Origin of the sequence: Halomonas sp. IOP_14 (genome assembly GCF_021021315.1) — a bacterium.
GTDB lineage: Bacteria > Pseudomonadota > Gammaproteobacteria > Pseudomonadales > Halomonadaceae > Vreelandella > Vreelandella titanicae.
The window spans coordinates 32,014-45,223 of the sequence record NZ_JAINWD010000048.1; the positions used below are offsets into that span (position 1 = coordinate 32,014).

10 protein-coding genes and 1 pseudogene are annotated in these 13,210 nt (G+C 47.5%); 6 read left to right on the forward strand and 5 right to left on the reverse strand.

The genetic code is table 11. The features are described 5' to 3' along the window. Position 1: 1 nt before the first annotated feature. Together K7H09_RS21510 and K7H09_RS21515 are read right to left on the reverse strand one after the other, a co-directional pair. Positions 2 to 1,033 carry an ABC transporter substrate-binding protein gene (locus K7H09_RS21510; RefSeq protein ID WP_041158557.1) on the reverse strand — a complete coding sequence of 344 codons (1,032 nt, stop codon included), beginning with the start codon at positions 1,031 to 1,033 and terminating at the stop codon, positions 2 to 4. An 11-nt stretch (positions 1,034 to 1,044) separates the two neighbouring features. Then, on the reverse strand, positions 1,045 to 2,067 hold the full coding sequence (locus K7H09_RS21515) for a substrate-binding domain-containing protein (protein WP_041158556.1): 1,023 nt from the start codon (positions 2,065 to 2,067) through the stop codon (positions 1,045 to 1,047). 202 nt (positions 2,068 to 2,269) lie between these two features. On the opposite strand from K7H09_RS21515, the gene K7H09_RS21520 reads away from it, so the two are divergent. Continuing rightward, the gene (locus tag K7H09_RS21520; protein WP_041158555.1) at positions 2,270 to 3,736 is read left to right on the forward strand and encodes a cobyric acid synthase; all 1,467 of its coding nucleotides are present in this window, start codon (positions 2,270 to 2,272) and stop codon (positions 3,734 to 3,736) included. Here the strand turns inward: K7H09_RS21520 and K7H09_RS21525 are convergent. Next, positions 3,696 to 4,094, reverse strand: coding sequence for a RidA family protein (locus K7H09_RS21525; RefSeq protein WP_022523133.1), 399 nt, complete (start codon positions 4,092 to 4,094; stop codon positions 3,696 to 3,698). The two genes, K7H09_RS21520 and K7H09_RS21525, sit on opposite strands and share 41 nt — an antisense overlap. A 171-nt stretch (positions 4,095 to 4,265) precedes the next feature. Between K7H09_RS21525 and K7H09_RS21530 the strand changes: the two genes are divergently transcribed. Further along, positions 4,266 to 4,829, forward strand: a complete 564-nt coding sequence (locus K7H09_RS21530) for a hypothetical protein (RefSeq protein WP_027957562.1) — start codon at positions 4,266 to 4,268, stop codon at positions 4,827 to 4,829. Between the two features lie 125 nt (positions 4,830 to 4,954). Beyond that, the gene (locus tag K7H09_RS21535; RefSeq protein ID WP_041158554.1) at positions 4,955 to 5,488 is read left to right on the forward strand and encodes a cytochrome b; all 534 of its coding nucleotides are present in this window, start codon (positions 4,955 to 4,957) and stop codon (positions 5,486 to 5,488) included. A 5-nt stretch (positions 5,489 to 5,493) separates the two neighbouring features. Here the strand turns inward: K7H09_RS21535 and K7H09_RS21540 are convergent, their stop codons facing one another. Further along, entirely contained in the window at positions 5,494 to 6,675 is a 1,182-nt protein-coding gene (locus tag K7H09_RS21540; RefSeq protein WP_141440960.1) for a vWA domain-containing protein, read from the reverse strand. Between the two features lie 3 nt (positions 6,676 to 6,678). After that, positions 6,679 to 7,140, reverse strand: a pseudogene (locus K7H09_RS21545) (AAA family ATPase); the annotation flags it as partial. Between the two features lie 129 nt (positions 7,141 to 7,269). On the opposite strand from K7H09_RS21545, the gene gmtY reads away from it, so the two are divergent. Genes gmtY through gmtX form a run of 3 tightly spaced genes read left to right on the forward strand, consistent with a single transcriptional unit; the run spans position 7,270 to position 13,082 of the window. After that, entirely contained in the window at positions 7,270 to 8,706 is a 1,437-nt protein-coding gene (gmtY, locus tag K7H09_RS21550) for a gamma-mobile-trio recombinase GmtY (RefSeq protein WP_230805931.1), read from the forward strand. A gap of 5 nt (positions 8,707 to 8,711) precedes the next feature. Next, positions 8,712 to 12,437 carry a gamma-mobile-trio integrase GmtZ gene (gmtZ, locus tag K7H09_RS21555; RefSeq protein WP_230805933.1) on the forward strand — a complete coding sequence of 1,242 codons (3,726 nt, stop codon included), beginning with the start codon at positions 8,712 to 8,714 and terminating at the stop codon, positions 12,435 to 12,437. Between the two features lie 15 nt (positions 12,438 to 12,452). After that, positions 12,453 to 13,082, forward strand: a complete 630-nt coding sequence (gmtX, locus tag K7H09_RS21560; RefSeq protein WP_230805935.1) for a gamma-mobile-trio protein GmtX — start codon at positions 12,453 to 12,455, stop codon at positions 13,080 to 13,082. Positions 13,083 to 13,210 lie beyond the last annotated feature (128 nt).

A 13,210-nucleotide genomic window follows, 5' to 3' on the forward strand; every position in this document is an offset into this window, starting at 1 on the left:
ATTAACGAACCTCCGACAGATACCGCTCAGAGAAGCTACGTTGAGCAGCCGCCATGGCGGGGTAGTCAAGTGCCTCGGCGCGGGCATACTCGCTATCGGGCAGAAAGACTTCGCGTGCTTCGGGGGAAATGGCGCTGGCGCGCACGGGACGTAGGTAAGCATCTGCCCATACCGCTTGGCCTTGGTCAGAGAGCACGAAATCAAGCACTTGCTGACCGTTTTCGGGGTTAGGGCCATCTTTTACCAGGCTCATAACATAGGGCACTACCACGCTGCCCTCTTCGGGAATCACAAACTCTACATTGGCACCATCGCTATGGCGTGCGCGGTAAGCGTTGAAGTCATAATCGAGGAGAATCGGGATCTCACCAGAAAGTACTCGCGCATAGCTGGTTTGCTTGGGCACAATCGGGTTGTTTTCGGCGAGCTGATTGAAGTAGTCGATCGCCGGAGTGAAGTCATTAAGATCGCCACCCATGGCTAGGTTGACCGCCACGGCACCGACGTAGCCAACAAAGGCGCTGGCCGGGTCAAGGTAACCCACCATGCCGCGATACTCGGGCTTGAGCAGATCTTCCCAGGAAGTGGGCACCGGCGCGCCATCCAAGGCGTCAACGTTGACCATAAAACCGAGGGTACCAGAGTGAATGGCAAACCAGTTGCCTTCGGGGTCTTTTAGACCTTCAGGAATCTCATCCCAGTGTTCGGGCTGGTAGGGCGCCACTACGTCCTCTTCCATGGCTTGAATGCCGAAGGTCACCCCGTAGTAAACGACATCGGCCACCGGGCTACTGGCTTCGGCAACCAATTGGGCTAAGGATTGGCCGGAGTTCTTGTTGTCTTGCGGCACGCGAATGCCGGTCTCCTGTTCGATCAAACGCAACTGAGTGCCCCAGTCCGCCCACTCAGGCGGGCAGTTGTAGCAGATAGCGTTGTCGCTTGACTGGGCAGTAGCGACCCCTGACGCACTGATAACCGCCGTGGCCAGTAACGCTTGATAAAGACGCTTAAGGTTCATGCGTTTAAGACTCATACCAAGTTCCTCTATAAAGTGCTTAACGTGGACTTGCGGGATGCCGGGATTCCGACACTTTCGCCCTTACGCAATGCGTGGGGCAGGGGAGCGGGTGTGCATTTTTCTCCCCGAATCATGGCTAACAAGGTGTGAACCGCGGTGCGCCCAATGTCGGCGCGAGGCTGCTCAATAGTGCATAGCGATGGGTAGAGGTGCTTGCCTAAGGTAATGCCATCAAAGCCCATCACAGAAAGGTCGCCAGGCACGTTAAAACCTGCGCGTTGTAATTCGCCCATCAGGCTGATGGCGAGCAGATCATTGGTACAGATCACCGCGCTGAGAGCCTCTGGCCCTTGCAGTGCAGGTGTTAGGCTTTTCAGGTCAGCTTGGGTATGGCGGGTCATCTCAACCAACGGGCGTGCGATCAGGCCTGCCTCGCGCATAGCGTGGCAGTAACCGTCAAAGCGCTGCCGGGCGCGGTCTGATTGCAGCAGCGGGCCAGCGACCATGCCAATGCGCTCATGACCCAAAGTGATTAAATGGTGGGTGGCATCAGCGCTGGCGACGCGGTTATCGACACCGATGGAGGGGAAACCGCTGTTCCCAGGTGGGTTGTAGACCAGTAAGCACGGGGTGGTTTCCACACTTAGCTTGTCCAGCACGGCACTGTTATCGGCTTCAGCCACGGTAAGCACCAAGCCATCCACGCGCTGGCGCAGCATCTCCTCAACAATGTCACCCTCCCGGCTGGGAGAGTATTCACTGGTGGTAACGATCAGTGAGTAACCAGCCGCTCTGGCTGCTACTTCCATGGCTTGTAGCTGCTCGGCAAACACCGGGTTATCGAGACTGGGCACCATCACGCCAATCATCTGCGTCGCTTGAGAGCGAAGCTGTTGGGCGATTTTATTAGGCCTAAACGCCAGCTGCCGGGCAGCGTTTAAAACGCGTTCTCGGGTAGCTGGGCGTACCAAATCGGGGCTTGAAAAAGCCCGCGCCGCGGTTGCCCGGGAAACCCCGGCGAGTTTGGCCACACTGAGTAAATCTGCCATGCGAATACCTGTTGCTGGTGCAATGAGATCGATCTCATTTATTAGGTATCAGCCTAGAGATGGCGTATGACGAATTGATGGCAATAAAAAGTATTTTTGATTATTAAGGGCAGCAGCGTGCTTAAGCGGAGATTGAACACATTGCACCGCTTAGCCCCTCCCGCTAAAGTCTCGCTCTTGTTCACCTGGACGAGACTTCTTTATGGCTACACTGATGATTCAAGGCACCACCTCGGATGCGGGTAAAAGCACTGTGGTAGCTGCCCTTTGCCGCGCGCTGGCAAGGCGTGGAGTATCGGTGGCGCCATTTAAACCCCAGAATATGGCATTGAATAGCGCCGTGACTGAGGACGGCGGCGAGATTGGCCGTTCCACGGCGTTACAGGCGCAAGCCTGCTATTTAGCGCCCCACAGTGATATGAACCCGGTACTGTTAAAGCCGGAAACCGATCGTGGCGCCCAGGTGATTTTACGCGGCAAAGTGCATGGCCATATGGATGCGCTGGATTACCACGCCTATAAACGCACCGCGAAAGAGAGCGTGATGGCGGCATGGCAGGCGTTGGAAAACCGCTTTGATGTCATTATTGCCGAAGGGGCGGGCAGCCCTGCTGAGATCAACCTGCGCGAGGGGGATATCGCCAATATGGGCTTTGCTGAAGCGGCTGACTGTCCAGTGATACTGGTGGGTGATATTGACCGCGGTGGGGTATTCGCCCAATTGGTAGGTACGTTGGCGCTCTTGAGCGAGAGCGAACAGGCGCGTACCAAAGGCTTTATTATCAACCGCTTTCGAGGTGATATAGCGCTGCTTAAGCCGGGGCTTGAATGGTTGGAGGAGCGTACGGGAAAAACCGTATTCGGAACACTGCCTTATCTGCAGGGGCTGCTGCTGGATGCTGAAGATAGCATTGGTTTAACCCACGCCGAAAAGGCTAGCCAGACGCTTAACGTGATCGTTCCGGCGCTACCGCGCATCAGTAACCACACTGACTTCGATCCGCTGCGGTTGCACCCACAGGTATCGCTGACCTTTGTGGGGCCCGACCAGCCGATTCCCGCCGCCGATGTGGTCATTCTGCCCGGCAGTAAAAGTACCGCGAGCGATTTGGCGTGGTTAAAGCAACAGGGCTGGGATAACGCCATTCAGCGCCACCTGCGCTACGGCGGCAAGGTGTTAGGTATTTGCGGTGGCTTTCAAATGCTGGGCGAATGGGTGGATGACCCTGATGGTCTGGAGGGTAAGCCAGTAAAAGTGGCGGGCTTGGGCTTGTTGCCGCTGACCACTCGAATGTTGGCAGGCAAACAGCTACGCAATGTTCGCGGCGTGACCGTTGCTGAAGGGGTAACCGTCACCGGATATGAAATTCATAACGGCGTAAGCGAGGGGCAGGCGCTTAACGTGCCATTATTTGACATAGAAGGCCGACCAGAAGGCGCGGTCAGTGAGGATGGCCAAATAATCGGTACTTACCTGCACGGGTTATTTGACCACCCGGAGGCCTGCCAAGCCCTACTGAAGCAGTTGGGACTCGTTAATGGAGAGCAGAGCGATTATCAAGCTCACCGAGAACGTGAGCTTGACCGTTTAGCCGATATGCTGGAAGCCCATATCGACATTGAGGCGGTTATTGCGCTGATTGATGCGGGCGCTTCGCCATCACAGTGATTTCAATACTGCTTCCGCCGTAGAGGTTAGGGGATTCGGTGCAGGTGCGGGCAGGGTAGCGGCCAGGTTCAAAGTACTCCGCGTAAACAGTGTCCATGTCTTGGATAGCGTGTAGATCCGTGAGGTGGATATCCACCCGCACTATATCCGCTAAGCTGCCGCCTTCCATTTCAAGCATGCGCGATAGTGCGCGCATCACAAGGCGAGTCTCTTCTTTAACGTCGCCTTTGACTGCGTGGCCGTTAGAGAGATCGCCAACGGTCAGTCCTGAAATAAACACATAGTGATCATCGACTACCATGTGGCTACCGGGGAAGCTTGGTGTGGGCATGGTAGGGTCATTCATAAAGGTGGGCATACTAGCTCCTTCTAGGTGATGTTCACACTTACAGTTCTTTTCGACAGATTGTTAACAGTAGTGTTCAGTATCAGTAAAAATGAATGGACGTCGTGGTGAGGCACGTCGCGCTGTCAAAACGGTGATGTTTGCTCTAGGCTTGCGGGTTTTTAGTCGGTGAGGATGATTCAAATGAAGGTCGTACACGTTAACGCAGAGGCCCAGCGCAACGCCTGTCTGGCGCGATTATGCGCTGAGGTTTACGGACAAGAGGCGGGTCTTACGCCGCTGGTCGTGTTCACCGGCACCTGCAGTGTGTTTTTTCCGCAAGAAGCAGCGCGGCTGTTTGCTGCTGTTGATAGACAGGGTAAACCTCAAGCGCTGGCACTACTAGTGCTGGACGAGGAGGGCGAGGGCATGACGGTGACTCACGCCTGCGCGCTTGACCAGGCAGATGCCCAGCAGCGGTTAATCAGCGAACTTACTCTGAAAGCGCCGCTACGTGTCGAAGTGGATAACGCCGAACGAGAAGCGTTCTATCAAAAAAGTGGCATTAAGCGCTGGTTCGGCGGGGTGGATGGAAAGCGTATTGGCTTGGGCGCTCGCCACCCTGCCAAGAGTATTCGCGAATTAGCGCCTACCCTAGTGTTGGATGAAGCGCTTATCCTGCGTCGCTTTAAACATGACCCTAAGGCGTTTGAAACGGCCAAACAGGCATTTTTGAAGGGCTTAAACGATTTCCCGCAGTCGCTTTAATAGCCCTTAGGAAACGCTGCGTTCCAGTTTGTGCAACTAAGTTGCACGTTGTTGCCATGTTATTTACGTGTTGCCCCTATAAAATAAGCATCACGACTAGCTTATTAAAAGAAGGGAGAAGCTGCATGGCATTACCGATAATGGATAACAGTCAACGTTACGGTGCGATTAGCCGCTTGTTGCATTGGGGGATGGCGCTACTGTTTGCTTGGCAGTTTACGAGTGCCACGGCGCACTGGCTTTTTCCGGACACACCCTTTGAAGAGTTCTTCTGGGGAACCCATTACCCAGTGGGTGTATTGCTACTGACCTTAGTCATACTGAGAGCGATATGGGCGTTAGCCAATGCGTCGCGCCGCCCGCCATCGGTGAGCGTTATGGCAAAGTTGGGCCATCTTGTTCTCTACGGCTTGATGATGGTGATTCCGACGATTGCGCTTATTCGCCAGTACGGTTCGGGCCGCTCGCTTGAGGTGTTTGGCTTTACGCTGATGTCAGGTTTTGAAGGCGAGGAAATCACCTGGATGACAGATCTGGGCGGTTTGCTCCACGGTGAGCTAGGCTGGACATTGTTAGCGTTGATCGTAGGGCACATCGTGATGGCCATTTTGCATCGCAAGCTGACTCACCACGACGTGCTGACGCGCATGGCCAGATAATCAGACTACTTCTTTGCTAGCTCGCGCATGGCGGTTTCCAAACCCTCCATGGTCATGGGGTACATGCGGTCATCGATGATCTCGCGGATCAATTGGGTCGAGTAGGTGTACTCCCAGGCTCGGGGCGGCATAGGGTTAAGCCACGCCAGGCGAGGAAACGTTTCGCATAAACGCTTAAGCCAAACGCCGCCCGCTTCGTCGTTGAAGTGCTCGACGCTGCCGCCGGGGTGGGTGACCTCATAGGGAGACATGGCCGCGTCACCGACAATCACTACCTGGTAATCCGCACCGTAGGTGTGCAAAACATCCATGGTCGGGATCCGCTCGTTACCCCGACGCATATTGTTTCGCCAAACCCCTTCGTAAAGGCAGTTATGAAAGTAGTAGTGCTCAAGATGCTTGAACTCTGAACGGGCGGCAGAGAACAGTTCTTCGCAGACGCGAATATGATCATCCATCGAGCCGCCCACATCCAAAAATAGCAGCACTTTAACGGCGTTATGGCGCTCTGGGCGCATCTGCACGTTGAGTAGCCCGGCGTCCTTGGCGGTTTCACGGATGGTGCTATCCACGTCAAACTCATCTAACGCCCCTTGGCGGGCAAACTTGCGCAGGCGGCGGAGCGCCATTTTGATATTGCGCGTGCCTAATTCCAGAGAATCATCGTAATCGCGGAAGCGTCGCTCGTCCCAGACCTTGGTGGCTCGGCGGTGGCGCGATCCATCCTGACCAATGCGAATGCCTTCCGGGTTGTAGCCGTAGGCGCCAAAGGGGCTAGTGCCGCCGGTGCCGATCCATTTGTTGCCGCCCGCGTGGCGCTCTTTTTGCTCCTCCAGGCGTTTCTTGAACGTTTCGATGAGTTCTTCAAGCCCGCCCAGGGATTCGATTTCGGCTTTCTCTTCATCCGTTAGCTGCTTCTCAAACTCACGGCGTAGCCAGTCGTCAGGGATTAGCGCCTCAATGGCGGCGTCCATATCCTCAAGGCCTTTAAACCAGGCGGCGAAGGCACGATCAAAGCGGTCGAAGTGGCGTTCGTCCTTGACCATCACCGTGCGCGCTACCTGATAAAACGCCTCCATGTCGGCGAACACCACACCGCGTTCCACCACGGCGTGAAGATCCAGCAGCTCGCGTAGCGATACCGGAACGCCCGCGCGTTTTAAGGTCTCAAACAGGCCGATAAACATGGCTTAGCGGCCTGTGCCTTTCTGGCGGCGGATCATAAACGCCAGGCGTTCCAGCAGTTGAGTGTCCTGCTCGTTTTTGACCAGTGCACCTGCCATGGGCGGCAGCGCTTTGGTCGGATCGCGGTTGTAGAGCGCCTCTTGAGCAATATTGTCAGCCATCAGTAGCTTGAGCCAGTCGACTAGTTCAGACGTGGAAGGCTTTTTCTTGAGGCCTGGCGCTTTACGTAGCTCAAAAAATACCTCTAGGGCTTCGCTGACCAGCCGGGGGGCGATATCCGGGAAGTGCACATCGACAATCGCCTGCATGGTCTCGCGGTCAGGGAACTCGATGTAGTGGAAAAAGCAGCGGCGTAGGAATGCATCCGGCAGCTCTTTTTCATTATTCGAGGTAATAACAATAATTGGGCGCTGTTCGGCGCGGATGGTTTCGCCGGTTTCGTAAACGTGGAATTCCATACGATCCAGAAATACCCCCTAAATTGAGCATACTATTTATGTACAATATGCCTGTATTTTAGCTAATTATCAGCTTTACAATCAGTGATAAATAACATATAACCACATACTATGTACTATTAGTATATAGAGCTTATCATGTATCTAAACAGCGCTGTTGTTAAAGTTAGAGCCAAGATAGACAACCACTCCGCTTCTCTTGCTATGAAGGCGGTAGCGGTGAACGGCGCTATATTGAAGTCCCACCTTGAATACATGATCTACAGAAGACTGCGCGGCCGTCGCAGCGGTTGGATGGACAAGTCCATTCAGGCTGTCAGGTTGTTGATTGACTATTCATATGCCAATGGAGATATATTCAAAAATCCCGCAATTATGTTTGAGACATTTGCTCAACGGCTTTTCGATGGGACTGTAGATGAAGAGGGCTTCGATCCTACAGGTCTTAGGTGGCAGCCGAGGTCTAAAGGCTCGGGTAATGAGATTATTCGCCATATTACACTTTACTCAGATTGGCTATATGATCAAAAAGATGGCGCAAGTGAGCTGCTGAACCCTAGGCGTGTTGCAACAAAAACAGAAAAATTAATGAATCTTGCTGCTTATAATAATCGTATGAACCGATCATTTTTGAAGCACACTTACTCAACAGACCACAAGGCAAATGAAGTTAGCAGAACCAGAGCTGTAAGCTATAGAAACGAAGTTTCTATCATAGAAGATCCCCAAAAACCTTTTGAAGAAGATAGAATATGGGACTTGCTTGGGCAGGGGTTTTTGAAGAAAGGAAAGTCTATAAATGACAGAAGTGTAGAAAAATACGATTTGTCAAATATTTTAATTACAATGCTAATGCACTATGGCGGTTTAAGGGTGTCAGAGCCGTTTCATCTATATGTTGATGATATAATTCCCAATGAAGGGTTACAGCAAATCCGAGTGTATCACCCTAGAGAGGGGCTAGCACCACAATGGTACCGGCACTTAACAAACAACCCTAACTGTAATAGGAAGACCTTTCTAAAGATAAAATATGGACTTGAAGATAGAGTTACATCCAGCAAAAGGTCTTACCATGCAGGGTGGAAGAATCCTACAGTTTCTAGCGTTGGTAAATATTTTCCGGTCTTCCTATTTGGAGATAATATACAAGATGTCTTTTATGATCTTTTTAGGTTATATGTCGAAAAACAGCGTGTGAAGCCCCTTCCAGGAAGGGAACACCCATTTTTATTCACCAATAAGATCGGAGATCCCTTAAGCATAAAATCTTTTGTGCAAAAGCATAACAAGGCAGTTAAAAGAATAGGTCTTAGCCACTATCTCGAATTGGGCGGCTCACCTCACTGCCATAGGCATGCGTACGGTCAAAGGTTAGCCGAAGCGCGAAATTTATCTTCTGATATTGACGAATATATTATTAAGGGTGCGTTACATCACCGTTCTTTAGAAAGCCAGAAAACATACACAGATCCGCATACAAAAAAAATTGCGCGAGAGTTAAAAAAAGTAGCCAACTTAGTAGTCAGTGATAAATCAAAGAATGCAAAATCAGACTTAATTGAAGGGAACTAACGTGAATGAAGTATGAAACCTATGAAGAAGCCAGTTCTGCTGCAATTAAGCTGAACATAGTTAAAAAGATAGAGTATGTAAGAAGGTATAAGGAAGATTCTCGATTGCCAGCCAAGCCAGAGATGAAATATTCAGATAAATGGATAAGCTGGAAGTCTTTTTTAGGTGTTCAAAAATATGCATTATACGAAGATGCTAAGGCTGCTGCGCAAGCTTTAAGATGTGAGAATTCAATAGAATACAAAAATATGTATAAAGAAGACCCTCTTCTCCCTTCTGATCCTGCGAAAATATATGCAGATGAGTGGGAAGGTTTTTCTATTTTTTTAGACCAACAAAGATATGGTACTTATGAAGAGGCTGAAAAAGCTGTTCAGAACCTTGGAATAACAAAAACTACAGAATACAAAGTTAGATTCCGTGAAGATAAAATGCTACCTGCTCATCCTAATATAAAGTATCAAAGAAAAGGATGGGTTGACTGGTTCACTTTCTTTGGTACAAATAAAAAGGAATTGTACAAAACTTACGAAGAAGCAGCTAAAGCTGCTAAGAAACTAAAGGCAAAAACTTACAATGAATATGTAGAAAGATACCAACAAGACCCAAGGTTAACCAGAGTTCCAGAGAGGAAATACAAGGGGGCAGGTTGGGTAAGCTGGCAAGAATTCTTGCGTGGCTTGTACCCCACAGTTAAAGAAGCACAAGAGGCCGCAAGAAAATTAAAAATAAGGCACCCAACCGATTATAAAAGAAAAAGAAAAAAAGACCCGATGCTTCCTTACCATCCACAGACGACTTACAAAAATAAAGGGTGGGTTAGCTGGCAAGATTTTCTGTCACTATCGTATTTTTCTTACGAGGAGGCGGTTGAGTTTTTAAATTCACCATCAGTTAAGATAAAAGTTCCTTTTGAATACATGGTTCTTGTTAAATTGGAGAAAAGACTTCCTCGTACCTATACAAAATATGATCAATACTATGATTGGCCTAGCTTTGTTGGTTTGGTTTATCAAGATCCGCTAGATGCAGTTAAATTAATAAGAAAAAAAGGAGTAAATATTGAAAATATCAATGATTATAAAGTTCTACGTAAACTCTACCGCTCTTTGCCTGAGGATCCTTTAGCATATTATGGTTTTAGCTCATTTTTCGATTTTTTGAATTTTAGTACAGAAAAGCTTTGGGATCTTAGGACTATTAAGAAGTATTGTCATGACAAAAAAATAAAAACTCGTGAAGAGTATGATGAAATTGCTAGTAAAATACCAGAGCTTCCAAACAACCCAAAAACAGTTTCGCCTAACGTGAGGATAGATCGGATCTTATACAAAGATCCTTATATCTCTGTATTTGAAAATGAAGAATACTATCCATGGGTAAAAATTGCTGACGACTGGCTTACCTCAACAGGATCTTACTCAACACGTAGATCTCTTATCAAAAACTTTTTCGTATTTTTCAAAAAAACTCTGCCTGTGCTACCTGAGTACCTTTGTGATTCCAAGTCTCCTCGGCTAGATATAAATAGTTTTATAGACTCATTGCCAGATTCACAGAAAAATATATCATCGGTAAATCATCTTCAAAAATTTTTTGACTTCGTTATTGAAAGGCTATGTTCACACCATTGCGAGGAAACGGGCGAAATTATTGTTTTAGAAGGATATGAAAACCCAATAAATAGGAAGGTGTTAACTGTTGATTTTCAGCCTAGGTTTAATAACCATGAGTCAACAAAGCCAGCACTTCCCTTCCGCTATATACAGCGCGCCAGGCACTTAATTATCCCACCAGGAAAGGAGGTATTAACTTTTTCAGAACTGTACGAAAGACTAAAATATGCAACTGATTTCTTTGATTTTGTGGGTGAGTGGTTTGTTGCTGATAAAAATATCATTGACGATAGCGATCCTAATTGTGTTTGGCGTAAACTAGATGGAGTTTTCGAACTTTGGTCACCCGTGAGGGTAGTGGCGATATATACGCAGCTCTTCATGCCATTCAGAGGCTCCCAAATATGTTGGCTTGATAGTGGAGAGGCTGACTACGAGATTCTTGAGGAAGAAAATGGTAAATATAAATGGGTAAACAACCAGCTTCTCAAAGAATATCGAGTTCCCAAAAAATATCATCAAGGTTTCTTCAAACCTGGTAGTGATAAAGAAGTTGTTTGCCATGTTAGCACGAACAAAACGGCCTCTAATGCTTTTGAAGGATACGATATTCCATGGGTTGACGAAAGAATTATTCCCCTTTTGATTCAGCTAAGAAACTGGCAGTCAAAGTATAACCCTCTGGAGAAACCGACCAAATGGACTAATCAAGTCAAAACTGAAAATGATAGAACACTCAGAAAATATGGGTACAAAGGTAGAAGCTGCTTTCTTTTTAGAGACCCTTCCTTGCAAGGAGGTATTCCACTGACGCAAGCCAAACTCAGTTCTGGCTTTGCTGGAGTTCTACATCTTATTCAAGACAAGGAATTACCCCTTACAATGATAAGAAAAGGGAAGAAGGATGCAAATTCTTTGAGCAATCTTCATTCCCTTTTTACTCTTCATTCTATGCGTGTGTCTCTTATAACAGCTTTTATAAGAGACGCTAAAATAGCTCCTGAAGTAGTTCAGAAGCTTGTTGGTCACTCATCTTTAGTTATGACGATCTATTATACAAAAGTTACTGCTGAGGAAATAAGGGAAGCGTTAAACGATGCTGAATCTTTAATCATAAAGAACCAAGCTAACAGAGTTGATCAGTTAATTCGCCAAGGAAAGATGGACCAAATAACAAGTGAGCTAGTTAATTCTAGAGGTGAACTGGTTAAAAATAATTCGACAATGCCTTCAGCGGCCTACACCATGATGGATTACGGGATTTGTCCTAATGGACGTACTAAGTGTGATATTGGCGGTGATATGATAGGTGAGAGCTCAAAAGTTTATCATCCAACACCTGCAGGGTATCTAGGAAATAGCAACTGTCTTCGTTGTCGTTTTTTTTATTCAGGACCTGCTTTTTTAGGCGGCCTTCAGATGTTATGCAACGAAATAACACTTGAATGCAAAGCTGCATCAATCGTCATTGATGAATTAAGACAGAAAATCGACACTTTGGAAGACGAGCAGTACCAAAAGCTTCGTGAAAAGCAAGACTTCACAGGTTCCCATGAAATAGCACTTACTGAAGCCCACTATGAACAAGAGGTAACAAGATTTGATTCTCTTGTCTGTGATTTGATAGTAGCAATTCGTCTTTCCATGAATTCGATAAATATTCTAAACTCCAGCATTAACGACTCTACAAAATCCCCCCATCACAACTTAATAACTACTGACCAGGACGCAGGTGTTTTTTTGAACTTTCCTGAAGTTAGTAATTTCCTGCATGTTGACATGGTTTGCCAGTCTGCCAGCTACCATCAGTCATCTAGACCTCAAAAAGCAACACTGGTAAGAACACAGCTATTAGATCTATTTGCTCGTAAAAATGGGCTTTCGCCAGGGCTCTTTGCCCTTTCAGAGCGGCAGCAGCTAGAGATTGGAAATGAAATCACCAAAATGCTTCGTTCAAGACTGGGAGGCTGGGATGCTGTTAGCGAATTGATGGACAAAGATGCAGTGATCACGCTGGAAGACCTGCAGATAGAGGAGGGCGCGATTAAAGAAGGGCTTCAATTAATGTTTAATGGCCAAACACCTAAAGCAATATCTCTTCCATCTGAAAAATAAATACGGAGTATTAAGGTGTCTAGAATCGTTGACAAAATTTACGAACAGCTTTTGGAAAAATCACCTAGCAATCGTGTAAAAAATAATCTGTCGGTTGTCAAAAAAGCATGTGATTTTCAACTTGATCGAAAATCAAAAGATTTCAGCATTGCGACCATAGGGCGGTTGTCAGAGAGTTTTGGTGGCGTTAAGACGCAATCAATAAGAAACGCTACAGGGCAAGTCTACAGAGATTTAATAAATGCTTACAAATCAGAAAACCCCGTAAAAGCTATCAATACAACTCCTGCTGAGCCAATTTCTTGGGCAGGAAGAATAGAAGACCCTGAGATTCGCTATCGACTCCTTGATCTGGTTGCTAGCGAGAGGAAACTCAGGAACGAGCTTAATCAGTTGAAAGCTGTAAAAGAAGTTGAGGTTGATCTTCGTCTAGAAAGTAAGACTGTTGAATGTCGCTTGTATGATTCGCTTACAGATATCGAGATAAAAGCTCTTTCTGACTTCATAAGTAGCTCCAGGCTCTCAAATTTTGGGTGGTCTATCGGTACAAATGGTCGTCTATTAGATTCTAATGGAAAGCCTGTAACCAAGCCGGGATTTGTGGATGGTATCCAAAAGGTGCTAACGATAAATAGCTATAATTAACGCCTAAAAATCTTCAATTTAACATCGCCGGATTTGGTATTAATAAATAAGTGCGCTATTTAATTGTAAGTTTTAATGATAAAGAATAACAAAAAATTGGTTCTTCGTCACTTCACGTGGATTTGGCC